Origin of the sequence: Kitasatospora azatica KCTC 9699 (assembly GCF_000744785.1) — a bacterium.
GTDB lineage: Bacteria > Actinomycetota > Actinomycetes > Streptomycetales > Streptomycetaceae > Kitasatospora > Kitasatospora azatica.
This window is the reverse complement of record NZ_JQMO01000003.1, coordinates 2520626-2546731: the sequence shown is the minus strand read 5'-3', so window position 1 is coordinate 2546731 and position 26106 is coordinate 2520626. Positions and strand designations below refer to the sequence as shown.

Below are 26106 nucleotides of genomic sequence, written 5' to 3'. Positions count from 1 at the left end.
GTGCGCGGGCTCCTCGGGCGGCTGTCGCCGCGCGGGCTCTTCCGGTGGACCGGGCAGCTGTCGCTGCGCGCCCGGCTGCTGGCGCTCACCCTGGTGCTGGTCTTCACCGGCCTGCTGGTGAGCGACGTGGTGGTGCTGGGGACCGTGCGCTCGCAGCTGACCGGGCGGATCGACCAGCAGCTGCAGCGGCTGGGCACCCAGGCCTCCTACCGGGGTGGGCAGCGCACCGGTGTCTCCAGTGTCTCCCCGTTCGCGGTCGACCAGTCCAGCGGCCTGAGCAAGCGCGGCTCCGCGTACCTGCCCAGCCAGTACGAGGTGCGGATGCTGGACGCGAACGGCACGGTGCAGCGGACGCTGCGCCAGCCGATGACGGCCAGCGACCCGGAGCCGCTGCTGCCCGACCTGCGGGGCGGCGCGCTGAGTGCCCACCTCGGCAGGCCCTTCGACGTGCCCGGTGAGCGCGGTGGCCCCTGGCGGCTGCTGATCGTGCCGGTGCAGCGCGGCGCCGGGACGTCCGGCGGCACCCAGGCCTCCTACATGCTGGTCGGGGCCTCGCTGGACGAGGTGGACTCCACCGTCGAGAAGCTGCGGGCCGCCTTCCTGCTGATCGGCGGCGCGGTGCTGGTGCTGATCGTCGGACTGGGCGCGCTCGCGGTGCGGGCCGGGCTGCTGCCGCTGCGCCGGATCGAGCGCGGCACCGAGCTGATCGCGGCCGGCGAGCTCTCCTACCGGATGCCCGAGCTGCCACGGGCCACCGAGGTCGGGCGGCTGTCGCTGGCGCTGAACGGGATGCTCGACCAGATCGAGTCGGCCTTCGCCGCGCAGGCCGCCTCGGAGGCCCGGATGCGGCGCTTCGTCGCGGACGCCTCGCACGAGCTGCGCACCCCGCTGGCCGGCATCCGGGGCTTCGCCGAGCTGTACCGGATGGGCGCGCTGCGTTCGGAGGCGGACGTCAAGCGGACCATGGACCGGATCGAGAGCGAGGCGGTCCGGATGGGCGGCCTGGTCGAGGACCTGCTCACGCTGGCCCGGCTCGACGAGGAACGGCCGCTGGACCTGGCGCCGATGGACCTGCGCACGCTGGCCGCCGACGCGCTGCACGACCTGACCGCGCTGGACCCGACCCGGGCGGTCTCGCTGACCGGCCCCGGCGGGGCGGGCGCGCCCGGCGCGGCGGCCGTGCTCGGGGACGAGGCGCGGCTGCGCCAGGTGGTGACCAACCTGGTCGGCAACGCCGTGAAGTACACCCCGCCGGGCACCGCCGTGCGGATCGGGGTGGGCACCCTGGACGACGGCTGCGTGCTGGAAGTCGCGGACTCCGGGCCAGGTCTGACGAAGGATCAGGCCGAGCGGGTGTTCGAGCGGTTCTACCGGGTGGACGCCTCGCGCAGTCGGCACGAGGGCGGCGGCGCGGGGCTGGGACTGGCGATCGCCACCGCCTTCGCGCGGGCGCACGGGGGGACGCTGACGCTGGACACCGCGCCCGGCGAGGGCGCGACCTTCCGGGTGACGCTGCCGTCCCCGCGCGGGCTGTAGCGCGTTCGGGATACCCCCCGCCTGTTTCGATCGAACACGTGTGGGTCATACTGTGATCGAGCTTGTGAATGTATTCACGTTCACAAGCTCGCAAGCTTGACATGCATTGGTGCCATTTGCGGTGAAGAGCACCTTTGTCTGTTAGGTGAGGCAGGATTCTGGGTTGAACCAGGACAGACCGGACACCGACCGGCAGGGAAGAGGGCCGAAATGGAGCTAGCAGTCGCTCACGAGACCATCGCGCGATGGCAGTTCGGGGTCACCACCGTCTATCACTTCCTCTTCGTCCCGCTGACGATCAGTCTGGCGGGGATGGTGGCCGGGCTGGAGACCGCCTGGGTGCGCACGGCGAAGGAGAAGTACTTCCACGCCACCAAGTTCTGGGGCAAGCTCTTCCTGATCAACATCGCCATGGGCGTGGTGACCGGGATCGTGCAGGAGTTCCAGTTCGGCATGAACTGGTCGGACTACTCGCGCTTCGTCGGTGACGTCTTCGGTGCGCCGCTGGCGATGGAGGCGCTGATCGCCTTCTTCTTCGAGTCCACCTTCATCGGCCTGTGGATCTTCGGTTGGGACAAGCTGCCGAAGCGGATCCACTGCGCCTGCATGTGGATGGTGGCGCTGGGCACCGTGCTCTCCGCCTACTTCATCCTGGCCGCCAACTCCTGGATGCAGCACCCCAACGGCTACACCATCGACCCGGTGACCAAGAAGGCGCAGCTCACCGACATCGTCAAGGTGCTGTTCCAGGACACCACGCTGGTGGTGGTCTTCCACACCCTCACCGCGGCCTTCCTGACCGGCGCGGCCTTCATGGTCGGCATCGCCTCGTACCACCTGTGGAAGGCGAAGAGGGCGTCCGGGACCGCCGACGACACCGCCCGGCGCAAGGTGGCCGCGATGCGCACCTCGCTGCGGCTCGGCCTGGTGATGGCCGTGGTGGCCGGCCTGGGCACCGCGATCAGCGGCGACACGCTGGCCAAGGTGATGTTCGAGCAGCAGCCGATGAAGATGGCCTCCGCCGAGGCGCTCTGGGACACCCAGTCCCCGGCGCCGTTCTCGATCTTCGCGGTCGGCAACGTCAACCAGGGCCACAACTCGGTGGAGCTGGAGTTCCCCGGGATACTGTCCTTCCTCGCCAAGGGAGACTTCAGCTCGGCGGTCCCCGGCATCAACGACACCGCCGCCGCCGAGGCCGCCAAGTACGGCGGCAACCCGACCGACTACATCCCCAACATCTTCGTGACCTACTGGGGCTTCCGGCTCATGATCGGGTTCGGCATGACCTCCTTCCTGGCCGGTCTGATCGGGCTCTGGACCACCCGGAAGAAGCGGTTCCTGGCGCCCGAGTACCGCACCGGCGAGGACGAACCGCCGCGCCTGATGCTCACCCGCAGTCGCGAGCTCGGCCCGCAGCTGACCAAGTGGAGCTGGCGGATCGGCATCTGGACCATGGGCTTCCCGCTGATCGCCAACAGCTTCGGCTGGATCTTCACCGAGATGGGCCGTCAGCCGTGGTCGGTGTTCGGGCTGATGACCACCGCGAGCTCGGTCTCGCCGAACGTCGGCGTCGGCACCCAGGTGGGCGCCTTCGTCACCTTCACCGTGCTGTACGCGATCCTCGCGGTGATCGAGGTCAAGCTGCTTGCAAAGTTTGCAAAGGCCGGACCGGACGTCGAGGAACGCCCGCCCGCCAAGGATCCGACGCTGCGCGGCCCGTCCTCCGACGAGGACGCCGACCAGCCGCTCGCCTTCGCCTACTGAGCCCGGGGACTGATCCGACATGCAACTCCACGACGTCTGGTTCGTACTGATCGCCGTCCTGTGGATCGGCTACTTCTTCCTCGAGGGATTCGACTTCGGGGTCGGCGTCCTCACCAAGCTGCTGGCCCGCGGCCGGGCCGAGCGGCGGGTGCTGATCAACACCATCGGCCCGGTCTGGGACGGCAACGAGGTCTGGCTGCTCACCGCCGGCGGCGCCACCTTCGCGGCCTTCCCCGACTGGTACGCCACCCTGTTCAGCGGCTTCTACCTCCCGCTGCTGGCCATCCTGGTCTGCCTGATCGTGCGCGGCGTCGCCTTCGAGTACCGGCACAAGCGCAGCGGCGAGCGCTGGCAGCGCAACTGGGAGGAGGCGATCTTCTGGACCTCGCTGGTCCCCGCCTTCCTCTGGGGCGTCGCCTTCGCCAACATCGTCCACGGCGTGGACATCGACCAGCAGAAGAACTACGTCGGGACCTTCTGGGACCTGATCAACCCGTACGCCGTCCTCGGCGGCCTGGTCACCCTGGTGCTCTTCACCTTCCACGGCGCCGTGTTCACCGCGCTGAAGACCGTCGGCGACATCCGGGCGCGGGCCCGCACGCTCGCCCTGGAACTCGGCGTGGTCACGGCGGTGCTGGCGCTGGTCTTCCTCAGCTGGACCCAGGCCGACCAGGGCGACGGGTGGAGCCTGGCCGCCATGATCGTCGCGGTGCTGGCCCTGCTCGGCGCGCTGGCCGCCACCCGGCTGGGCCGCGAGGGCTGGGCCTTCGCGCTCTCCGGACTGACCATCGTGGCAGCGGTCGGCATGCTCTTCCTGGCGCTCTTCCCCGACGTGATGCCCTCCACGCTCAACCCCGACTACAGCCTGACCGTGAGCAACGCCGCCTCCTCCGCCTACACGCTGAAGCTGATGACCGTGGTGGCGGCCGTCTTCACCCCCATCGTGCTGCTCTACCAGGGCTGGACGTACTGGGTGTTCCGCAAGCGGATCGGCATCCAGCACATCCCCGGCGCCGAAGGCTGAGGGAGCGTCATGAAGCCGGTCGATCCCCGTCTGCTCGCCGAAGCCCGGGCCGCGCGCCGCTTCCTGGCCGGCTCCGTGCTGCTCGGCGGCGCCGGCGCGGTCCTGGTGCTCTGCCAGGCCACGCTGATCGCCGAGATCGTGGTGCGCTGCTTCCAACGCGGGCAGGGGATCGGTGCGCTGGCCCTGCCGCTGGCGCTGCTCGCCGCCGTCGCGGTCGGGCGGGCCGTGGTCGCCTGGCTCACCGAACTGGCGGCGCACCGTTCGGTGGCCCGGGTGAAGTCGCGGCTGCGCGGACGGCTGGTCGAGCACGCCACCGCACTCGGGCCCGGCTACCTGGCCGGCCGGCGGACCGGCGAACTGACCACCCTCGCCACCCGCGGTGTGGACGCGCTGGACGACTACTTCTCGCGGTACCTGCCGCAGCTCGCCCTCGCCGTGGTGGTGCCGGTGGTGCTGCTCGCCCGGATCGTCGGCGCGGACTGGGTGAGCGCGGCGATCATCGCCGGGACGCTGCCGCTGATCCCGCTCTTCATGATGCTGATCGGCTGGGCCACCCAGGGCCGGATGGACCGCCAGTGGCGCTCCCTGGCCCGGCTCTCGCACCACTTCCTGGACGTGGTCGGCGGACTGCCCACCCTCAAGATCTTCGGCCGGGCCAAGGCACAGGCCGAGGCCGTCCGACGGATCACGGACGAGTACCGGCGGGCCACCCTGCGCACGCTGCGGCTCGCCTTCGTCTCCTCGTTCGCGCTGGAACTGCTCGCCACCCTGTCGGTGGCGCTGGTCGCGGTGTCGATCGGCTTCCGGCTGGTGAACGGGACGCTCGACCTGGAGACCGGGCTGCTGGTGCTGGTCCTCGCCCCCGAGGTCTACCTGCCGCTGCGTCAGGTCGGCGCGCTCTACCACGCGAGCGCCGAGGGACTGGCGGCGGCCGAGGAGGTCTTCGCGGTACTGGAGACGCCGGTCGGCCGGGTCGGGACGGTGCCGGCGCCCTCGCTGGCGGGGGCCACGGTGACGGTCTCCGAGGTGACGGTCACCCACCCGGGACGGACCACACCGGCCCTCGCGGGCGCCTCGCTCACCCTGGCGCCCGGCCGCACCACCGCGCTCACCGGGCCCAGCGGGGCGGGCAAGAGCACGCTGCTCGCGGTGCTGCTGGGGTTCGTGCGGCCCGACGCGGGGACGGTGACCGTGCTCGCCGCGGACGGCCGGCGCCACGACCTCGCCGAGCTCGACCCGGCCGGCTGGCGCGCGCAGATCGCCTGGGTCCCGCAACACCCGCACCTGTTCGCGGGGACGGTCGCGGAGAACGTCCGCCTGGCGCGCCCCTCGGCCACCGACGCCGAGGTGCGGGCCGCGCTGGCGGCGGCGCAGGCGCTGCCGTTCGCCGCTCCGGACACGGTCCTCGGGGAGGGCGGCGCCGGGCTGTCGGCCGGGCAGCGGCAGCGGCTCGCGCTGGCCCGCGCGCTGCTGACGGACCGTCCGCTGCTGCTCCTGGACGAGCCGACGGCGAACCTCGACGGTGCGAGCGAGGCGGCGGTGGTGCAGGCGGTGCGCGCCCTGGCGGCGGACCCCGCGCGCACGGTCCTCCTGGTCGCCCACCGCCCCGCCCTGCTCGCCGTGGCCGACAGCCGCCTCCACCTTCCCGCCCCGGGCCCGCTCCCCACACCCACATCCACATCCACACCCGCCCGCAGCGCCGTGCCGGCCCCGAGGCTCACCCCGGCCGCCCGGACCGGCTCCAGGGCGACCGATCCGGTGGCCGCCCCCGATCAGGCGGCCGGTCTGGCGGCCGACGGCTCCTCGCCCCTGCGGCGGCTCACCCGGCTCTTCCGTACCGCCGATGCCGGCCGCCCGCGCCGTCGGTTCGCGCTGTCCGTCCTGCTCGGTTCGCTGGCGCTCGGGTGTGCGGTGGCGCTGATGGCGACCTCGGGGTGGTTGATCTCCAAGGCTTCGACGCAGCCGCCGGTGCTCTACCTCATGATGGCCGTCACGGCGGTGCGCGCCTTCGGGGTCGGCCGCAGCGCGCTGCGCTACGCCGAGCGCCTGGTCTCGCACGACGCGGTGCTGCGCACCCTCGGCAGCCTGCGGGTGACCGTCTACCAGCGTCTGGAGCGGCTCGCGCCCACCGCGCTTCCCGCGTTCCGGCGGGGCGACCTGCTCTCCCGGCTGGTCGCGGACGTCGACTCCGTGCAGGACTGGTACCTGCGCTGGCGGCTGCCCGCCGCCGTCGCGGTCACCGTCTCGCTCGCCGCCGCCACCGCGCTCGGGGTCCTGCTCCCCGCCGCCGGCGTCGTGCTCGCGCTCGGGCTGCTGCTGGCCGGCGCCGGGGTACCGCTGCTCGCCGCCCGGCTCTCCTCCCGGACGGAGCGTCAGCAGGCCCCGGCCCGCGGGGCGCTCGCCACCGCGGTGGTCGACACCTGCACCGGTACCGCCGAGCTCACCGTCGCCGGGGCGCTCCCCCGCCGCCTGGCCGCCGTACGAGCGGCGGACCGCAACCTCACCGCGCTCGCCGCCCGCTCCGCCGCGACCACCGCGCTCGGCGCCGGCCTGACCGCGCTGCTCACCGGCCTCACGGTCGCCGGCTGCGCGCTGGTCGGCGTGCAGGCGGTGGCGGCCGGGCGGCTCGGCGGCCTCTGCCTGGCGGTCCTCGTCCTCACTCCGCTCGCCGCCTTCGAGGCGGTGGCCGGCCTGCCGGCGGCTGTCCAGGTGCGTGAGCGCAGCCGGGCCGCCGCCGGGCGGCTCACCGAGGTCTGCGACACACCCGACCCGGTGGCGGAGCCCTCCGCCAGCCTTCGGCCGGGGGGACCTCCCTATCCCGCCCCGCTCCCCGCCGACCCGTTCCCGGTCGCGGTCCGCGGCCTGCGCGCCCGTCACCCCGGGCAGCTGTCCTGGGCCCTGGACGGCATCGACCTCGACCTGGCCGCCGGCCGCCGGGTCGCCGTGGTCGGCCCGTCCGGCTCGGGCAAGACCACCCTGGCCCTGACGCTGCTGCGGCTGCTGGACCAGGAGGCGGGCAGCGTCACCCTCGCGGCCGGCCGTCCACAGGCTGTGGATACCCGCGCGCTCGACGGCGACGACGTGCGCCGGGCGATCGGCCTGTGCGCCCAGGACGCCCACGTCTTCGACAGCTCGCTGCGGGAGAACCTCCGGCTGGCCCTCCCGACCGCCACCGACACCGACCTGCACGAGGCGCTCGGCGCCGCCCGCCTGCTCGACTGGGTGCACACCCTCCCCGAGGGCCTGGACACCATGGTCGGCGAGCACGGTGCCCGTCTCTCCGGCGGCCAGCGCCAGCGCCTCGCCCTGGCCCGCGCACTGCTCGCGGACTTCCCGCTGCTGATCCTCGACGAGCCGGCCGAACACCTCGACCTGCGCACCGCCGACGCCCTCACCGCCGACCTGCTCGCTGCCACCAGCGACCGCGCCACCCTGCTGATCACCCACCGCTTGGCCGGCCTGGCCGAGGCGGCGGTGGACGAGATCCTGGTGCTGGACGCGGGTCGGGTGGCGGAGCGGGGGAGCTGGGCGGAGCTGACGGCACGCCAGGACGGTCGGCTGCGTGAGCTGTGGGAGCGCGAGCGGGCCGGCGACCGGCTCGAAGCCGCGGTCGGCTGACGGCTTCGAGGCGCGCCCGGCTTCCGCGGTGCCGGATCCCGGCGGAACAAATCAGATCAAACTACGCTCTCTTACATGGAGCCCACTCCGAGCGACGCCACCCCGGGCGACGTCACCCCGCCCCCGCACCGCGTCCCGGAGATCTCCTCGCTGGGCCTCGACACCCTGGTCACCGAGGTCTCCGAGCGGCTCCAGTCGGCGGCCGCCGTCACCGACCGGATGCAGCGGCTGCTGGAGGCCGTGGTCTCGGTCGGTGCGGGGCTCGACCTGCACGCCACCCTGGAGCGGATCGCGGCCGGCGCGGCCGAGCTGGTGGACGCCCGGTACGCGGCGCTCGGGGTGATCTCGCCGGACGGGCACGGACTGTCCGACTTCATCCACCTGGGGATCGACGACGAGACGGCGGTCCGGATCGGCGACCTGCCGGCGGGGCGGGGCATCCTGGGCGCGCTGATCGAGAAGCCGGAGCCGCTGCTCCTGGACGACCTGACCGGGGACCCGCGCTCGGTCGGTTTCCCCCCGCACCATCCGCCGATGCGCTCCTTCCTGGGGGAGCCGATCAGGGTCAGGGACGAGGTCTTCGGCAACATCTACCTGACCGAGAAGCGCGGCGGCGGCGGCTTCACACCGGAGGACGCGCAGGTGCTGCACGCGCTGGCGGCGGCGGCCGGGGTGGCGATCGAGAACTCCCGGCTGTACGAGGAGGGCCGCCGCCGGGAGCGCTGGATCGCCGGCGCGGCGGCCGTCACCACCGCGCTGCTCTCCACCGACGAGGCGCACGCCGCCCTCGCGGTGGCGGCCGAGCAGGTGCGGGAGCTGGCGGACGCCGCGCTCGGGATGATCATGCTGCCGACCGGCGACGGGGGACTGCGGGTCTCGCACGCCTCCGGCGAGGCCGCCGAGTTCGTGGTCGGCGAGCTGGTTCCGGGCGCCGGGTACGCGGCCCAGCTGCGGGACGGCGAGAGCGTCTTCATCGACGACATGTCCCAGGACCCGCAGCTGGTGATGCGGCTGGCCCGCAACTTCGGCCCGTCGATGGCACTGCCGATGGTGGCCGCCGGCCGGGTGCTGGGCGGTCTGGTGGTCTGGCGCGAGCGCGGCGCGCGACCGTTCACCGAGTCCGAGAAGCAGCTCGCGGCCACCTTCGCCTCGCAGGCCGCGCTGGCGCTGCGGCTCGCCGAGGGCCAGCGCGACCAGCAGCGCCTGGCGGTCTTCCAGGACCGCGACCGGATCGCCCGGGACCTGCACGACCTGGTGATCCAGCGGCTGTTCGCCACCGGCATGATGCTGGAGAGCGCGGCCCGCCGAGCCGTGGTGCCCGAGGTCAAGGTCCGGCTCGGCACGGCGGTGGACGAGCTGGACGCCACCATCCAGGAGGTCCGCACCACCATCTACGCCCTCCAGCACGACGATCACGGCGACGAGCCGGACACCCTGCGGACCCGGGTGCTGCGCGAGGGCAGCCAGGCGGCGGCCGCGCTCGGCTTCAAGCCCTCGATGGCCTTCGTCGGCCCGGTCGAGAGCCTGGTGGGCGACGCGACCGCCCGTCAACTGCTCGCCGCACTGCGCGAGATGCTCTCCAACACGGCCCGGCACGCCAGGGCCTCGCGGGTGAGCGTGGAGGTGGACACCACCGTCTACCTGGACCCGCAGGGCCATCCGGTCTCCGGCGACCCGGAGGCGACGGTCCGGCCCGGCCGGCCCGGGGTGCTGCTGACCGTCACGGACGACGGCGTGGGCATCCCCGAGGGCGGGCGCCGCAGCGGGCTGGCCAATCTGCGCCGGCGGGCCGAGAACCTGGGCGGCGCGGCCTGGCACGAGCCGGGACCGGACCGGCGCGGGACCAGGGTGCGCTGGTCGGCCCGGCTCTGAGCCATTCCTGTTTCCGACGGTCCGTCAACTCCTGGACTGTGTCAGGTGATCCGCGCAAGATTAACGGGGGAGAACTTCCCGGCCAATAGACCTGCCGAATGGTCGTCGGCCCTATCTGTGTCCAGCTCCGCACACATACGGTTCGCCTGAGGGGGCCGTGGGTTGGTGACTGGGGTGGGTGGGCCGCGTGGGCCAGGGTGATGGGGGGCGCTCGGGGGCGTCGGCCCGCCGGGGCGGTTTCCAGATCGAGCGGGCGACGAACGGCCGGTACCAGTGGCAGTTGAAGGCGCCCAACGGCCGGATCGTCGCCGTTTCCGCGCCGGTCTTCGAGAGCTCGGACGAGGCACACCGGGCCGTTGCCGTGCTGCGCGACGAGGCCGCCGGACTGACCGCCCGGATCACCCACGTCCGGGCGGGGATCGGCTGGATCTGGGTGGTCCCGGGGCCGCGCGGCCTGCCCGAGGCCCGCAGCAGTCGAGCCTACGAGCGCTACGCGACCTGCCAGAACGCCTTCCGGCGGTTCGTCGCCCTGCTGGAACGCCAACTGCCGCTCCCGGACAGGCCCTAGGTCAACGGGCGGTTCGGCTGAGCGAACTGACGATCTGCTCGATCACCAGGGCGACGCCGTCCTCCTGGTTGCTGACGGTGTGTCGGGCGACGGCCGCCAGCACCTCGGGGTGCGCGTTGGCGACCGCGTAGGAGTCGCCGGCCCAGGCGAGCATCTCCAGGTCGTTGGGCATGTCGCCGAAGGCGACCACCTCGGTGCGGTCGATGCCCTGCTCGGCGCACCAGCGGGCCAGCGTGCTGGCCTTGGTGACGCCGGGGGCGCTGATCTCCAGCAGCGCGATCGGGCTGGACCGGGTGATCTCGGCCAGCGGGCCGACGATCGCCCGGGCGGTGGCCAGGAAGGTGTCCGGGTCCAGCGCGGGGTGCTTGGCGAGGATCTTGTAGCTGGCGGTGGCTCCATCCCCGGCGCCGCCGTTCCCGCCGGCGCCGTCCCCGGCCGTCGGCCGCCCGTCGGCGAGCAGCTCCTCGGCGGGCGCGACGGTGTGCGGCTCCGCGTCGCCCCACATCTGCACCTCGTAGTGCGGCTCCCGGGAGAAGCCGCCGGGGTACTCGAAGGCGAAGGCCGTCCCGGGCAGTCGCTCGCGCAGCAGCTCGACCACCGTGCGCGCGGTCTCGGGGGTCAGCGGGAAGCTCTCCAGCAGCAGCTCGCGACGCACGTCGTAGACGGCGCCGCCGTTGGAGCAGATCGCCACGCCGTGGCCGCCGATGTGCTCGCGCAGCAGCTGCATCCAGCGCGGCGGGCGGCCGGTGACGAAGACCACCTGGAGTCCGGCCTGCTCGGCGGCGGCCAGTGCGGCGGCGGTGCGGGCCGAGACGGTGCCGCCATGGCACAGCAGGGTGCCGTCGAGGTCGGTGGCGATGAGTCGGGGGCGCGGGGCAGCCTGGGTCACCCGTCCATCCTCGCAGGTGCGGATTGCGACAGCTGCTGCCATGCACCGAAGCTGTCGCCATCGAAAAAGATGACGGCGCGCGGTCAACCCCCGTGTGACCGTGCGCCGTCGAGCCGCCGTCTATTTTGTTGGACGGCCGCGAAGCTGAACATACGCTGAACCCTCCCTGGGCTGTCAACCGTGATATCCCCTAGGGGAACATCACGAACCGGTCGTTTTGTGCGTCTACTTCAGTGGATACTGGGAACGGCAGGCTGGGGCGGACTAGGGAGTGGCGATGTCGAAGCGTGAACAGGCCGCGCGCCGTTCCATCGCCGACCGGCTGGACCACCTGTTCCGGGAGATCCACCCCGCCGGCCGCGGCCCGTTCAGCTACCACGAGGTGGCCCAGGCGATCCGCGAGCAGGCCGGCCCGGACGGCCCCACCGTCTCGCACGGCACCCTGCAGCAGATCCGCACCGGTACCAAGACCAACCCGACGGTGCGGACCCTGGAGGCCATCGCCGCCTTCTTCGGCGTGCCGACCGGCTACTTCCTGGACGACGAGGTGGCCGAGCGGGTGGACGCCCGGGTCCGCGAGCTCAAGGCCGAGCGGGCCGACTCCCGGCCCGAGCCGGCCGACCGGGACCGCGCCGAGCTCGCCGACGTGCTCGCCGACAGCAACGTGCGGGCCGTGGCCTTCCGGCTGGCCGGCCTCTCACCCCGCGCGCTCAAGGGGCTGCGGGCCATCGTCGACCAGGTCAGGGCCGTCGAGGGCCTGCCGGACGTGGGGCGCAGCGGTCACCGTCGGTGAGGTGAACAGGACCGGATGCGGAGGACTCCGGCATCCACCGCACCTGCACCTAACCGAGCGCAACCACACGTGACCAGGGCTCGACCGAGCGCTTATGCTTCTGCCTCGATCCGTTCGATGACGACACGTTCGGTAGCACTGGTTCCGGTGGCAGTGATGGAGAAGGCAGGGCGGCCATGAGATGGCGCAGGCGGCCCCGCTCCGGCTTTGCCGCCCTGGTGGACCGGATCGAGGTGCCCCAGCCGTTCCAGCTGGAGGAGTTCTGCGCCGGCATCGCCCGCCGCCGCGGCCGTCCGCTGCGCCTGGTCCCGCTGGAGAACGCCGCCGGCCAGGATCTGCCGTGCGGCCTGTGGATCGGCCTGGACGAGGTCGACCTGGTCTTCTACGAGGCCGGTGTCGCCCCGATCCTGAAGACCCAGATCGTGCTGCACGAGATCTCGCACATGCTGCTCGAGCACGTGGCGCCCGAGACGACCACCCCCGCCGAGCGGGCCGAGCTGCTGGCCCGGGCCGAGCGGGCCGAGGCCGACCGGGAACTCGGCCTGGCCACCGACCGGGTGCTCGCCCTGCTGGCCCGCGACGGCTACAGCAGCCGCCAGGAGTCGGACGCCGAATCGCTGGCCACCCTGCTGCTGGAACGCGCCACCCGGGCCGGCGCCGGGACCGACTCGCCGCAGTCCGCCCAGGTGCTGGCCCGGCTGGACGACGCCTTCGGACACCCGGTGCGGCGGACATGAGCCCGACGATGACCGCGACCCGGCTGCTGGCCGAGGCCGCCGGCCCGCCGCCGCTGTCGCCCGCCAAGCTGGCGGTGCTGGCGCTGCTCTGGCTGGTGACCGTCTGGCGGCTGCCCACCGCCGTGCGGGCGCCGCGCACCCGCGCGCTGTGGACGGCGTTCGCCGGGGTGACCGTGCTGGTCACCCTCGGCCTGCCCGCCGTCACCAGATGGGTGGACGCCACCAGCGGGGTGCACAACCTGGTGGTGCTGATCAAGCACCTGATCGGCCTGGTCGCCTGCAAGGCCACGCTGACCTTCGCCGCCGAGACCGCCCGCCCCGACCTGGCCGACCGGCTGCGCCGCCCGCACCGGGTGGTGCTCCTCACCGCCTGGGCCGCGCTGATCGTCAGCTTCAGCCTGCTGGACCAGCCCACCGAGGTGGTCGACTTCTACCAGGCCTACCCGGGCTCGGTCGCCGCCGCCTGCTACGCGCTGATCGTGGCCGGCTACCTGGGCGCCTCGATGGCCGTCGGCAGCTGGCTCTTCACCACCTACGCCCGCCGGGCCGCCACCCGCTCGCTGCGCTGTGGCCTGTGGGTGCTGGCGCTGGGCACCGGTGCCGGCTTCGGCTACTCCGTGCTGAGGGTCTGCCAGATCCTGCTGAACCTGGCGGACCGGCCGATGTTCCTGGCCGCGGGCGTGCTGTACGCCATCGAGTGGAGCGCCATCGCGCTGGTCCTGCTGGGCAGCCTGATCCCGACCATCGGCGTCGCCGCGCGCGGCCTGCGCGACTGGCGCACCGCCCGCCGGCTGGCCCCGCTCTGGTCCGCGCTCACCACCGCCGTGCCCGAGGTCGTCCTCACCGCCCGGCTCGGCCGCGGCCCCCGGGTCCGGCTGCACCGCCTGGTGATCGAGATCCGGGACGCCGCCCTGGTGCTCGCCCCGTACGCCGACGCCAGCCACGCCGAAGGCCCCCACGTCGACGCCGACGACGCCCTCAGCGAGGCCCGTTGGCTGCGCCTGGCCTGCGCCCGCCGACTGGCCGGCCACACCCCCGCCCACCCGGTGACCGCCGCCCCGGGCACCTCCTTCGAGGAGCTCGACTTCGCCACCGAGACCGACCGGCTGCTCCGCCTCGCCACCGCCTACGCCTCCCCGGCGGCCGCCCGGGCGCAATGAATTCATTGCGGATTCGGCGCCGAAAACTGTTCAGCCGCTCCCGCTTACAGTTTATTGGCCCTTTGCTGTTCATTGGCGATTTCTTCTTTTTCCGCCCACCTTGTTGACGCCCATTTAGCGGCTCTGGTTTGCTACCGGCTGTCAGACGGCGGGCCGTCCCAACTCCCTGTGACGGTCCATCAGTTCGTCGGCGCCCCTTCGTTCCCCATGCACTGCCGCCGCTCCCCCCACAGCGGGCGGTCGGCAGGAGAGAGGCTCCCTCACGATGGGCACTTCCCCCAACAACCGTCAGGCGAGGATCAAGGTCCTTACCGGACTCACCTCGCTGATGATCGCCGGCGCGGGCTTCGCCGCCTCCCCGGCCCAGGCGAACCAGCCGGGCAACGAGCTCGCCGGCCCCAGCCACCCCTACCGGCACGGCGTCGTCGCCGCGAAGGGCGCGGCCGCCGCCGCGGGCAAGCGGACCTCCAACCTGAAGTTCGGCGGCAGCGTCGACGGCATCGGCGTGACCACCGGCGCCCCCAAGGTCTACCTGGTCTTCTTGGGCTCCCAGTGGGGTACCCAGGGCACCGACGCCAACGGCTACACCACCCTGTCCGGCGACCCGATGGGCATAGCCGTCCGGGCGCAGCAGCTGTTCAAGGGCCTGGGGACCAACGGTGAGACCTGGTCCGGCGTCATGACCCAGTACTGCGAGGGTGTCGCCACCGGCTCGACCAGCTGCCCCTCGACCGCCGCCCACGTCGGCTACCCGACCGGTGGCGCGCTGGCCGGCATCTGGGTCGACGAGTCGGCCGCCGCGCCGAACCAGGCCACCGGCAACCAGCTGGCCACCGAGGCGGTGAAGGCCGCCGGGCACTTCGGCAACACCACGGCCGCCTCGAACCGCAACGCCCAGTACGTCGTGCTGTCCCCGACCGGCACCCACCCGGACGGCTTCAACACCTCCACCGGCCAGTTCTGCGCCTGGCACGACTGGAACGGCGACACCACGCTGTCCGGCGGCGCGGCCGCGTCCCCCTACGGCGACGTCGCGTTCACCAACGACCCGTACGTCACCGACATGGGCACCTCCTGCGGCCAGAACTACGTCAACACCGGCAACGCGGGCCTGCTGGACGGCGTGACCATGGTGTACGGCCACGAGTACTCGGAGACCATCACCGACCAGAACCCGGCCGGCGGCTGGACCGACTCGAGCGGCCAGGAGAACGCCGACAAGTGCGCCTGGAAGGGCACCGGCGGCGTCGGCGGCGCGCAGAACGTGGCCATGGCGACCGGCTCCTTCGCCATGCAGGGCACCTGGTCGAACGACTACAACGGCGGCGCGGGCGGCTGCCAGATCTCGCACCCGATCGTCCCCTGACGACCGTCTGACACTCCCTTCACACCGAGCACCTGGGTGGGCCAACCGGCCCGCCCAGGTGCTCGTGTGTTCGGGGTCGCGTGCGTTCAGCCGGCGGGCTTGTCGATGTACGACTCCAGCCCGCGCAGGAAGACATCCAGCTTGAACGCGAAACGCTCGTCCCCACCACCGTCGACCATGGTGTCGGCCATGCTGCTGAGCAGCGGGTAGCGGTCCTTGGGCAGCCGGGAGAAGTAGTCCTTGATCTGCTGGAAGTAGGCGTCCACGTCGGTGCCCGGGGTGAACCTGCTGCTGTAGAGCGCGCCTTCGTAGGCATCGGAGTCGATCAGCTGGCCGAGGCCGTCCAGCGCCCAGGCCGCGACCTGGTCCGGAATGCCGGCCTGCAGCATCAGGCCGAACAGGAACTCGGTGATCCGCAGCTGGTTCGCACCCACCGGGATGCTGCCCAGGGACACCACGGTGATGTCGCGGTGGCGGGAGTAGACCTGCTGCGCCTCCAGGCAGATCTGCTTGACCTGCTCCTTCCAGCGAGCCGGGTCGGGCTGCTCGGGCAGTCGGATCTCGCCGGCGATCCGCTCCAGCATGAGGTCGCACAGCTCGTCCTTGTTGGAGACGTGCGCGTAGAGCGAGGCCGGTCCGGTGCCGAGCTCCTGGGCGACCCGCCGCATCGTGACGCCGACCAGGCCCTCGGCGTCGAGGATGCGGATCCCCGCGTCGATGATGGCCTCCTGGCTCAAGGGCTGCCGAGCCTCGGTCTTTCGTGCCTTGTGCCACGGGATCTCGGGCATCGCGGAGGACATCGGCCACCTGCTTTCGTGCTGTCTTGTGGCGAACATGGTACCTCTGACGAACGCTGTTCCATCAGGCGAACGCTGTCTTGACTGGAACGCCGATCGTCTGTAGAACAGTGTTCGTCAACGTAAACGCTGTTCCTGATCGGAGCCCCAGATGGCCGACACCCTCTACAGATGGCGTTGGGTCGCGCTCTTCGTGATCCTCGCCGCGGAGGTCATGGACCTCCTCGACTCCCTGGTCACCAACATCGCCGGACCGTCGATCCGCGCCGACATCGGCGGCGGCGAGAGCCTGATCCAGTGGCTCGGCGCCGCCTACACCCTCGCCATGGCGATCGGCCTGATCACCGGCGGTCGCCTCGGTGACATCTTCGGCCGCAAGCGCATGTACCTGATCGGCGCGGTCGGCTTCACCCTCGGCTCGGTCGCCTGCGGCCTGGCCCAGACGCCGGGCCAGTTGATCGCCGCCCGGGTGGTCCAAGGGCTGCTGGGCGCGGTCATGCTGCCGCAGGGCCTGGGCATGCTGAAGGAGATGTTCTCCGAGAAGGAGCAGGCGGCCGCCTTCGGCATGTTCGGACCGGTGATGGGCTTGTCCACGGTGGGCGGTCCGATCCTGGCCGGCTGGCTGGTCGACGCCGACCTGTGGGGCTCCGGCTGGCGGATGATCTTCCTGATCAACATCCCGCTCGGCCTCTTCGCCATCGCCGGCGGCATCGCCTTCCTGCCCGAGTGGAGGAGCACCCGCGCGGTCCGGCTCGACCTGGTCGGCGCGATCCTCGCCGCGGTCGGATCGGCGCTGATCGTCTTCCCGCTCGTCCAGGGCCGTGAACACGGCTGGCCGGCTTGGGCGTTCGTGCTGATCGCGCTGTCGGTGGCGGTCTTCACCTGCTTCGCCTGGTTCGAGGCACGCAAGAGCGCGCGCGGCGGTGACCCGCTGGTCGAGCCCAGCCTGTTCCGCAAGCGGGGCTTCAGCGGAGGAATGGCGCTCGGCCTGGTCTTCTTCTCCGCCATGACCGGCTTCTGGCTGACCTTCAGCCTCTACACCCAGATCGGCCTGCACTACTCGCCGTTCAAGGCCGGTCTGGCCGGAATCCCCTCCTCGATCGGCATGGTCGTGGCGTTCATCGCCGCGCAGGCCGTGCTGAGGTTCGGGCGCAAGGTCATGCACGGCGGGCTGCTCGTGATGCTGCTGGGCGTCGGGGGCGTCATCCTGACGCTGCAGCTCGCCGGCGCCGACGTGACGCCGTGGCAGCTGGCTCCGGCCCTCGCGGTGACCGGACTCGGCATGGGCTTCGTGATGGCGCCCTTCTTCGACACCGTGCTCGCCTCGGTCGAGCCGCACGAGACCGGCTCGGCCTCCGGCACCCTCACCTCCGTCCAGCAGCTCGGCGCAGCCCTGGGCACCGCGATCCTCGGCACGGTCTTCTTCGAGCGGATCAAGACCAGCACCTTCGTCCGGGCCGAGCAGTTCACCCTCGGCGTGGAGATCGCGATGCTCGCCGTGGTGTTCCTCGCCATCTTCCTGCTCCCGAAGCACGCCCGGCCCCAGGAGACGCCCGACACCGAGTCGGCCGAGCCGGAGCCGCAGATGCAGCAGGCGCTCAGCGGTTGAGGCAGGGACGGTGTGGTGGCGTATGCGCCTGAGGGGTGTCCCTTCGGGAGGAGCCGGGGGCGGGGCCGCGGGCCGGTGTGGCTGCGGCCCCGCTCGGGGGTCGGGTCAGGAAGGGTCGCCGTACTGGAGGCCGCGTCCGTTGGTGCCGATGTACACCCGGCCGTAGGTGTCGGGGTCACCGGTGATGATGGGCTTGCTGGCGAAGTTGCCCCACTGGTGGGCGTCGTCGTTGATGCGGACCCAGCTGGCGCCCTGGTCGGTGGAGCGGAAGACGCCGGCGACGCCCTTCACGTGGCCGATCAGGTACAGGGTCTGGTACGACGCGCCCGGTGCGGCCTTGCCGAAGCCGACGCCGTTGGCGGACTCCACCGACCCGAGGGTGGTGAAGGAGCGGCCGCCGTCGGTGGAGTGCAGCAGGCCCTTGCCGCTGGCGATCCACAGGTCGTTCGGGACGCCGGGGACGGCGCTGAGCTTGCCGGTGGGCAGGTTGCCGGCGCGGGCGCCGAAGCTCGCGCCGCCGTCGGTGCTGGCGTAGAGCGTGCCGTTGGACAGCGAGTAGAAGGTGTTGCCCGTGGACCGGTCGGCGACGACCTCGGCGTCGTTGCCCAGGCCGTTCACCCGCGACCAGCTCGCGCCGCGGTCGGTGGAGCGGTACGGGACCTGGCCGGCCTCGGTCCAGACGATGCTGGAGCCGTCCGCCGCGATGGCGATGTGGCCGCTGTCGGCGCTGGGCACCGGCTCCGACTTGAAGCCGTTCCAGGTGTGGCCGCCGTCGGTGGAGATGGCGCCGTCCTGCTCGCCGCCACGCCCGGCCCGGACCACCAACTGCGGGTTCCACTGGGCGTAGTCGAGGGAGGAGCCGTGGTAGATCGTCGGGTTGACCATCCGCCCGGAGGGCTCCTTGGTCAGCGAGTCGTACTCGAAGCCGCCCTGGTCGCCCATCGCGGTGATGAGGGCGGTGGCGCCGGGCGGGGAGATCGCGTCCGCCAGCGCGGTCTCCTCCAGCCCGCGGGCTCCGATGGTCCAGTGGCTGGTGCCGCCGCTGTCGGTCGCGTTGGCGTCCTTGCTGGCCCAGATGCCGTTGCCGGTGCCGTACATCACGTGCCCGGAGTCGAAGGGGTCGATGCTCAGGGCGGTCATCCAGTGCCCGATGCCGGTACCCAGGTACGGGGCGGCGGAGGCGTCCCGCACCGACTTGTCGGCCTGGGCCTTCCAGGTCGCACCGCCGTCGGTGCTGCGGTACAGCTCGTCCTGGGGCCACCAGCGGTCGAGCGTCGTGACCATCACCGTGGACGGCTTCTGCGGGTCGACGGCCAGACCGGCGAACCCGTAGCTGCCCTGCGACGGCGAGATGTTCTTCCACGCCCCGCCGGAGGTGTTGTACTTCCACACCGAACCCGCCGACACGCCGTTGGGGCCGGGCCCGTTGGAGTACGTCAGGTACAGCGAGCCGTCACCGGAGACCACGCCGTGCTGCGGCACCTGGCCGGTGGGCTGGCCGGAGACGGCCTGCCAGCTGTTGCCGCCGTCGGTGGAGCGGTAGAGGTTGGTGGACCTGTCGGCGACGCCGACGTAGATCGTGTTGCTGCCGGACGGGCCGTACGTCACGAAGGAGATGCCCGTACCGAAGCTCGCCCCGTCCTTGACGGGGAACGAGGAGACCTGATTCCACGTCAGACCGTGGTCGGTGCTGCGCCACAGGCCGTTCTTGCGGGTGCCCAGCAGCAGGGTGTCGTGGTTCGCGGGGTCGATCACCAGGCGCTCGCCCGCCCCACGGCCGTCCTCGTTGCCGCCCAGCTTGAACGGCAGGTCGGTGCGCTGGAAGGTGCGGCCGCGGTCGGTTGAGCGCAGGATCGCGCCGTTGCCGGCCCAGCCGTTGGTGTAGGTACCCGCCGCGAGGTAGAGCCGGTCGGGGTCGACGGGATCGGTGGCCAGCGACTCGATGCCCTGCAGGTTCCAGTCCTTCTCACCGACCCAGTCGGTCAGTGGGATCCACTGCTCGGCCCCGGTGTCCCAGCGGTAGGCGCCGCCCATGTCGGTGCGCGCGTACAGCAGACCCTTCTCCCGCTGGTTGAAGACCAGCCCGGTGACGTAACCGCCGCCCGCCACCGGGGCGTTCTGCCACACGTACGGTCCGGTCGCGCCCTGCGCCCCGCCGTTCGCGGGCGCGGGGGAATCGGCTGACTTCACCAGCTTCCACTGCTGGTTGGCGCCGCCCTTGCCGGGCCACTGGATGATCTGCGCGCCCCGGTCCGTGGAGTATCCGGATACGTCCAGGACCTGACCGCTCCTGCGGGAGGTGAAGGTGACGGCGTCGGACCCGCTCACAGCGTCGATCCGCCACTGCTGGGAGGCCGAGGAGCGGTCCGTCTGCTGCTCGGCGGCAGCCGCCTGGGCGGTCGAGTCGCCCGCTATGCCCAGCACCTTGCCGCTGTTGCGGTTCACCAGCTCGTAGTAGCCGTCCCCGGTGGGCCGCAGCTTCCACTGCTGGTTGGCGGTGTTCTGGTCGGTCCACTGCTGGATGTGGGTGCCGTCGGCGGTGGAGAAGGCGTTGACGTCCATCACCTGGCCGCTGCGCACCGAGAGCACCCGGTAGTAGGCGCCGCCGTCGACCGTGGCGGCCTGGGAGTCCTCGTGCACGAACACGAAGTACGAGACGGCGGCGAGGGGCGCACCGAGCAGCAGAGCGGTGGCGCTCAGGCGACGGCGGTGACGCCCGCGTCCCCGGCCGTTCGTGGGGTTGCTCATGGGTAGACGTTCTCCTTGCGAACTGGTCATGAGAGAGCGGATCCGGCCACCGGAACCGACCGGATCCACTCCCTTGTGGTCACAGGCTCCGCAGAGGTTGCCGCGGGCCGAGAACTTTTTCCCGGACGCATCCGCGAGTTGGGTGCGCGGTCTGCTCAGGCGACGGCCGGGGTGGGGCGTTCGCGCAGCAGGAGTGCGGCGTTCAGAGCGACTGCCACGGCGGTGAGGCCGTGGACGCCGTACGCGGTGCCGACCGACCCGTGGTTGCCCAGGACCGTCAGCATGTCGGTGACGGGCCCGAAGGTGAGCGCCAGCAGCACCCAGCCGAGGGCCTTGCGGTGGCCGGTCAGCAGGAGCGCGAAGACGGCCAGGCCGCACCCGATGTCGCGCCCGCCCTTGACGGTGAGGAAGCCCGTGCCCTCGTGCTCGGGCCAGCTCGGCAGGCCGAACCCGGCCGCGGCCCCCTGCGGGTCCAGCAGGTAGATGAGGCCGATGTACAGCACGAACAGGCCGCTCAGGACGGTGAGGACGGTGGTGAAGCGCTTCATGGCTTTTCCTGTCTTTCGGGGAGGAGGGGCGGTCCGGGTGGAGGCGATCGGGGCGGTCGGGGCGGTCAGCCCCGGACACGGCGGGTGGCGCGGGCGTACTGCGCGCGGCCGACGGCGTACCAGAGCAGTCGAGCGGGGAGCGGCAGGCCGCCGAGGATCGCCGAGCGTTCGGCGGGATCGGCCTCCTCGAGGACCATGCCGAGGAAGAACAGCAGCTTGGGCTTGGGCGTGTTGGCCAGGAAGTGCTCGCCCATCGCGTTCCACTCGTGCAGCCACAAGTGCCGTGCCGCGAGCGGGAGCAGTGAGGTCTCCTCCTCGTCGAGGTGCTCGACGAGGACCGCGCGGTGCTCGGCGAGGGCGGCCGTGAGCGCGTCGCGTTCCGCCTCTCCGGCCCCCGACTCCCAGGCGGCCAGGGCGGATTCGGCCGCCGCGAGGGTGGCGGCGACGCGTTCGTGCTGGGCCTCCATCCGCAGGACGAGGTCGGCCTCGAGGTCGACCCTGGCCAGCAGGGGAGGCCACAGGAACGCGTCCTCGCCGTGGTGATGGTTGCTCAGTCCGAGCCGGTAGTCGCGGAAGTGGTCTGCCAGAACACGGGCGCGGGCGGTGTCTCCGGGAGCCACGGCGGCGGTCAGCTCGATGAGAAGTCGTGACTCGCGGCGCATTCCGCGGTGGATGACCACCATTTCCTGGGTGTTCGGACGGGTCTGCTCGGGTGCGTTCGTGGTGTCCATGCGAGAAGCCTCGCCGGGGGCTCCTGGAGGGCATTTGGAAGCGACTTGGAAAACCTCGGGCCGTCTACGATGTGCCTGGTGATGGTCTCCATACGCGTGCTCGGCTCGTTCGCGGCCGAGTGGAACGGCGAGCCCGTCCCGCTCGGCGGCCGGCGGCAGCGCGCCGTCCTGGCCCGGCTGGCGGTGGCGCGCGGCGCGGTCGTCTCGGTCGACCGGCTGGTCGAGGAGATCTGGCAAGGTGCCCCGCCCGCACGCGCGGTGACGTCGCTTCAGGCGTACGTGTCGAACCTGCGACGGCTGCTGGAGCCCGGCCGGGCACCGCGCACTCCGGCCGCCCTGCTGGTCAGCGCACCACCCGGGTATGCGCTGCACCTGCCCGACGGTGCCGTCGACGCCTGGCGGTTCGAGCGGTTGCTGCGCGAGGCGCGCGAAGTCTCGCAGCGGCAGCCGGAGACCGCGCGGCGCCTGCTCGGCGAGGCGCTGTCGCTGTGGCAGGGCACGGCGTACGCCGAGTTCGTCGACGACTCCTGGGCCCGTGCCGAGGTCGCCCGGCTGGACGAGTTGCGGCTGGTCGCGCGCGAGCTGAACGTGGTCGCCGGACTGAGGTCGGCGGATGCCGCCGTGACCGTTCCCGAGGCCGAACTCCTCACCCTCGACGAGCCGTTGCGGGAGGAGGGCTGGCGTCTGCACGCGCTGTCGCTGTGGGCGGCGGGCCGGCAGGCCGACGCGCTGGCGACGCTGCGCCGGGCCCGCGCGGTCCTGGCGGCCGAGGTGGGTCTCGACCCGGGGCCCGCGCTGAACGAGCTCGAAGCGGCCATCCTGGGCGGTCGCACTGCGGTGCTGCGGACCGCGACGGAGGTTCCGCGGCACCGGCCGCCGACCCCGCCCGAAGGCCGGAACGCCCCGGCACCGTCTCGCCGACCCGCCACCGACACCCGCCCGTTCGCCGGCCACGACACCGACACCCGCTCGTTCGTCGGCCACGACACCGACACCCGCTCGTTCGTCGGCCGCGACGCCGACCCGCGGCTGTTCGTCGGCCGCGATGCCGAACTCACCCGGCTGGTGGAGGCCGCCGGCCGGGCTGCCACCGCGGGGCCCGGGTTCGCGCTGGTCACCGGCGAGGCGGGCCTGGGAAAGTCGGAGCTGCTGGAGCGGCTAGGCGAGCGGCTCCGTGCAGACGGCTGGCTGGTCGCGGCCGGCCAGGCCACCGACGACGAGGGCGCGCCACCCGCGTGGCCCTGGGTGGCGGCACTGCGCACGATCGCCGCCGCCGCGCCGCCCCCGGCCGAGTCCGCCGAGATCCTGGCCCCGCTGCTCTCCGACCGCGGATCCGGCCAGGGCCCCGACGAGGACGTGGCCGCTGGCCGCTTCCGCCTGAACCGCGCGGTGTCGCAGTGGCTCGCGGCGGTGGCCCGCGAGCGGCCGCTGGCCGTGCTGCTGGACGACCTGCACTGGGCCGACGCCGAGACGCTCGCCCTGCTGACCGGCCTGACCGACCTGGCCGACCTGCCCCTGGGGACACCGGTCCTGGTCGTGGCCGCCTACCGTCCGAACGAGATCGGGGGCCCGCTCGCGGACCAGCTCGCCGTGCTCGCGGGGCGGTCACCGCTGCGGCTGCCGCTGCCGGGGCTTCCCGTGTCGGCCGTCGCCGAGGTGATCAGGGCAGCGGGTACCGGGCCGGTGGACGCCGGCACGGTCGTCGCGCTCGCCGAACGCACCGGCGGAAACCCATTCTACGTGTGGGAGAGCGCCCGACTGCTCGGCAGCGAAGGTGCGTTGGTCGCCCTGTCCGAGGTGCCGCAGGGGGTGCGGGACGTCTTGCGCCGCAGGCTCGGGCGCCTCCCCGAGGCGGTGGTGGCGGTGCTGCGGCTGGCCGCGGTCGTCGGGCGTGAGGCGGACGTCGAGCTGCTGGTCGACGCTGCCGACACCGACGAGGACGGAGTCCTGGGCGGGCTGGACACCGGTCTGGTCGCCGGACTGCTGACCGAGCCCGCCCCGGGCCGCGTCCGGTTCACGCACGCGCTGGTGCGCGACACGCTGCTCGCCGATCTGAGCGGCCTGCGGGCCAGGCGCATGCACGGGCGGATCGCGGCCGGGCTGGAGCGGCTCGGTTCGAGTGATGTGTCCGCGCTGGCCCACCACTTCGCGAGGTCGGCGGCTTCGGCCACGGCCGCCAAGGGCGTTCACTACTGCCTGCGCGCGGCCGACCTGGCGGCCGCCCGCTACGCCCACGACGCGGCGGCCGATCTGCTCGCGGCGGCGCTGGACTGCTTCGACCGGACCCCGGTCGGCCCGTCCCAGGACCGGGAGGCGGAACGCGTCGACCTGCTGGGCAGGCTGCTGCGCGCCCAGGTGCGGGCCGGGGCGGTCATGTCCGCCCGGGCGACCCGGCAGCGGGCGATCGACTGCGCGGTCGGCACCGGACGGAGCGAGCTGCTGATCCGCGCACTCACCGCCTGGTCCGAGCCCACGCCGTGGCAGACCCGGCCGTACGGTGCGGTCGACGAACCCGTCGTCGCGCTGCTCGGTCGGTCGCTGGACCTGCCGGACCTGGCACCCGCCGCTCGGTGCGGGCTGCTGCTCGCCTACTGCGCCGAACTGTCCGACGAGCAGAACCCGCGCGCGCGGGCCGCGGCCGAGGAAGCCGTCGAACTCGCAACGGCCCTGGGAGATCCCGGCCTTCGCGCGCGGGCGCTCGCGGCGCTGCTCCGCGAGCTCGACATCGAGCGCGAGGAACGCGAGGAACGCGAGCTGGTGCGCCGGAGCGAGGAACTCGTCCGGCTCGCCACCGAGCACGACCTGCCGGCCTTCCGCTGGTTCGGCCTGCTCAGCCTGTCGACCGCTGCCGCTGTCGAAGGCGATGTCGCCGCCGCCTACGGCCACATCGACACCTGCGTGGAGTTGGCCCGGACCTACCGGATGCCGGGGCCCGTCGTGGTCGGCCAGACCGCGCTGGCGACGCGAGCGCTGATCGAGGGCCGCAGCGAGGACGCCGAGGAGCTGTACGCCGAAGCCGCCGCCGGAATGGCCAGGCAGGGCTCTCCGCACGCCGACGGCTTCCTGCAGGTCGCGCTGGCGACGATCCGGGCCGCTCAGGGACGGCTCGGCGAGTTCGTCCCGCAGGCCCGGAAGCTGGCCGAGGAGTACGGCCCGCTGGTGGCGGACCTGCTCGCGGCGGCCCTGTGCGCCGCCGGGCAGCAGGACGAGGCCCGCGCCGTCCTGGCTCGGCTCGGGCCGCTGCGCACGGACTACCTCCTGACGGTCCTCGCGACCTTCCGTGCGACGGCCGTGGTGGCGCTCGGCGACCAGGACCGGGCCGAGGAGCTGTACAGCACCCTGCTCCCCTACCGTGCCGCACCGCCGCCCTCCTCGGGTTTCACCCTGGCGATCCGCCCGGTCGCGTATACGCTCGGCGAACTCGCCCTCCTGCTCGGCCGCGAGGCCGAGGCCACCGCGCACTTCGCGCACGCGGCCACCATCGCCGAACGGTGGAGCACCGCCCTGGGGCGCGGCGCCAGCGGCTGACCGGGGTCACGGCCGTGCGACGACGTAGGGTCGGCGGCGTGCGTCTGAGCACCGTGATCCTGCCCATCCACCGGTGGGTCGAAGCACAGAAGATCTGGCGGCCGGCGGAGGAACTCGGGTTCCATGCCGCCTACACCTACGACCACCTGTCGTGGCGGTCATTCCGGGATGAGCCCTGGTTCGGGGCGATCCCCACGCTGACCGCCGCAGCGGCAGCTACGGAACGTATGCGCTTGGGCACCCTGGTGGCGTCGGTCAATCCTTTTTCACCTATCGCATCCTGACCTAGGCTCCTGGCCTGGAGCGGACGGTCACGGGGGCGAGAGGAATGCGTAAGCAGACTGGCCATCAGCTCTTGCGGCGGCGTCGCGAAGTTCGCGCCAGCCAGGGTGCTGTGGGTTGTGCAATGCTGCGGCGAGAGCCAGTTTGTCAGGGGCCAGCACATCCACCACCAAGAGCCCCGCCTCGGCACCCCGCTGGTAGCGGTGCAGCAGGTTGCCCTGCGGTGACATCCCCGCAGGAGCGAAGCCCAGACTGCCCAGGGCGGTCACCAGACGGCTCAGGCTTCGTTGGTCGGACAGCACGTCCGCAAGTACGTCAGTCGGTCAGCGGGATCCACTGCTCGGCCCCGGTGTCCCAGCGGTAGGCGCCGCCCATGTCGGTGCGGGCGGATCCGGACACAAGCACTGGCCGGATCGGCTCCCTTGTGGTCCGGGAAATTCTTGGCAGGAAATTTCTTCTCGGATCACGGCAACCTTCTGGCGCGCGGCGCCAACTAGCAGGTATCCGGGGCCGAGACCAGGGCCCACTGCGCCAGA

At 72.3% G+C, this 26106-nt stretch carries 18 protein-coding genes and 1 pseudogene; 13 read left to right on the top strand and 6 right to left on the bottom strand.

The genetic code is table 11. The features are described 5' to 3' along the window. From BR98_RS21950 to BR98_RS21925, 6 genes are all read left to right on the top strand, one after another. Nucleotides 1-1536 (top strand): sensor histidine kinase, encoded by a 1536-nt coding sequence (locus BR98_RS21950; protein WP_232247484.1) that lies wholly within the window; start codon nucleotides 1-3, stop codon nucleotides 1534-1536. A gap of 210 nt (nucleotides 1537-1746) precedes the next feature. Next, nucleotides 1747-3300 carry a cytochrome ubiquinol oxidase subunit I gene (locus BR98_RS21945; RefSeq protein ID WP_035847138.1) on the top strand — a complete coding sequence of 518 codons (1554 nt, stop codon included), beginning with the start codon at nucleotides 1747-1749 and terminating at the stop codon, nucleotides 3298-3300. 19 nt (nucleotides 3301-3319) lie between these two features. Beyond that, nucleotides 3320-4324 (top strand): cytochrome d ubiquinol oxidase subunit II, encoded by a 1005-nt coding sequence (cydB, locus tag BR98_RS21940; protein ID WP_035847137.1) that lies wholly within the window; start codon nucleotides 3320-3322, stop codon nucleotides 4322-4324. A 9-nt stretch (nucleotides 4325-4333) separates the two neighbouring features. Continuing rightward, complete coding sequence (gene cydD / locus BR98_RS21935; protein ID WP_035847135.1) at nucleotides 4334-7942, top strand: thiol reductant ABC exporter subunit CydD; 3609 nt, start codon at nucleotides 4334-4336, stop codon at nucleotides 7940-7942. Between the two features lie 75 nt (nucleotides 7943-8017). Further along, complete coding sequence (locus tag BR98_RS21930; protein ID WP_051970040.1) at nucleotides 8018-9814, top strand: sensor histidine kinase; 1797 nt, start codon at nucleotides 8018-8020, stop codon at nucleotides 9812-9814. A gap of 187 nt (nucleotides 9815-10001) precedes the next feature. Then, a complete protein-coding gene (locus BR98_RS21925) occupies nucleotides 10002-10382 on the top strand; it encodes a YegP family protein (protein WP_198042266.1) in 381 nt (126 codons plus the stop codon). A 1-nt stretch (nucleotide 10383) separates the two neighbouring features. On the opposite strand, the gene BR98_RS21920 is transcribed toward BR98_RS21925, so the two are convergent. Then, complete coding sequence (locus BR98_RS21920) at nucleotides 10384-11313, bottom strand: HAD family hydrolase (protein WP_051970039.1); 930 nt, start codon at nucleotides 11311-11313, stop codon at nucleotides 10384-10386. A 235-nt stretch (nucleotides 11314-11548) separates the two neighbouring features. Between BR98_RS21920 and BR98_RS21915 the strand changes: the two genes are divergently transcribed. From BR98_RS21915 to BR98_RS21900, 4 genes are all read left to right on the top strand, one after another. After that, complete coding sequence (locus tag BR98_RS21915) at nucleotides 11549-12064, top strand: helix-turn-helix domain-containing protein (protein ID WP_035847128.1); 516 nt, start codon at nucleotides 11549-11551, stop codon at nucleotides 12062-12064. A gap of 176 nt (nucleotides 12065-12240) precedes the next feature. Continuing rightward, on the top strand, nucleotides 12241-12801 hold the full coding sequence (locus BR98_RS21910) for a hypothetical protein (protein ID WP_035847126.1): 561 nt from the start codon (nucleotides 12241-12243) through the stop codon (nucleotides 12799-12801). Between the two features lie 8 nt (nucleotides 12802-12809). Continuing rightward, a complete protein-coding gene (locus BR98_RS21905) occupies nucleotides 12810-13961 on the top strand; it encodes an MAB_1171c family putative transporter (RefSeq protein WP_051970038.1) in 1152 nt (383 codons plus the stop codon). Nucleotides 13962-14226: 265 nt separating this feature from the next. After that, on the top strand, nucleotides 14227-15327 hold the full coding sequence (locus BR98_RS21900; protein WP_083976825.1) for a hypothetical protein: 1101 nt from the start codon (nucleotides 14227-14229) through the stop codon (nucleotides 15325-15327). An 86-nt stretch (nucleotides 15328-15413) separates the two neighbouring features. Here the strand turns inward: BR98_RS21900 and BR98_RS21895 are convergent, their stop codons facing one another. Then, entirely contained in the window at nucleotides 15414-16127 is a 714-nt protein-coding gene (locus BR98_RS21895; protein ID WP_035847121.1) for a TetR/AcrR family transcriptional regulator C-terminal domain-containing protein, read from the bottom strand. Between the two features lie 148 nt (nucleotides 16128-16275). Here BR98_RS21895 and BR98_RS21890 point away from each other — a divergent pair, with 148 nt between their 5' ends. Next, a complete protein-coding gene (locus tag BR98_RS21890; protein WP_051970037.1) occupies nucleotides 16276-17733 on the top strand; it encodes an MFS transporter in 1458 nt (485 codons plus the stop codon). A gap of 105 nt (nucleotides 17734-17838) precedes the next feature. Here the strand turns inward: BR98_RS21890 and BR98_RS21885 are convergent, their stop codons facing one another. From BR98_RS21885 to BR98_RS21875, 3 genes are all read right to left on the bottom strand, one after another. Next, on the bottom strand, nucleotides 17839-20481 hold the full coding sequence (locus BR98_RS21885) for an RICIN domain-containing protein (protein WP_035847119.1): 2643 nt from the start codon (nucleotides 20479-20481) through the stop codon (nucleotides 17839-17841). A 155-nt stretch (nucleotides 20482-20636) separates the two neighbouring features. Next, entirely contained in the window at nucleotides 20637-21029 is a 393-nt protein-coding gene (locus tag BR98_RS21880) for a DUF4267 domain-containing protein (protein WP_035847116.1), read from the bottom strand. 65 nt (nucleotides 21030-21094) lie between these two features. Beyond that, a complete protein-coding gene (locus tag BR98_RS21875) occupies nucleotides 21095-21760 on the bottom strand; it encodes a hemerythrin domain-containing protein (RefSeq protein WP_051970036.1) in 666 nt (221 codons plus the stop codon). An 81-nt stretch (nucleotides 21761-21841) separates the two neighbouring features. Between BR98_RS21875 and BR98_RS21870 the strand changes: the two genes are divergently transcribed. Together BR98_RS21870 and BR98_RS21865 are read left to right on the top strand one after the other, a co-directional pair. Continuing rightward, a complete protein-coding gene (locus tag BR98_RS21870) occupies nucleotides 21842-25288 on the top strand; it encodes a BTAD domain-containing putative transcriptional regulator (protein WP_051971134.1) in 3447 nt (1148 codons plus the stop codon). Between the two features lie 38 nt (nucleotides 25289-25326). Next, nucleotides 25327-25563 (top strand): annotated as a pseudogene (locus tag BR98_RS21865) (LLM class flavin-dependent oxidoreductase); the annotation flags it as partial. 36 nt (nucleotides 25564-25599) lie between these two features. Here the strand turns inward: BR98_RS21865 and BR98_RS39530 are convergent. Further along, the gene (locus tag BR98_RS39530) at nucleotides 25600-25872 is read right to left on the bottom strand and encodes a hypothetical protein (protein ID WP_157537876.1); all 273 of its coding nucleotides are present in this window, start codon (nucleotides 25870-25872) and stop codon (nucleotides 25600-25602) included. Between the last annotated feature and the right edge of the window lie 234 nt (nucleotides 25873-26106).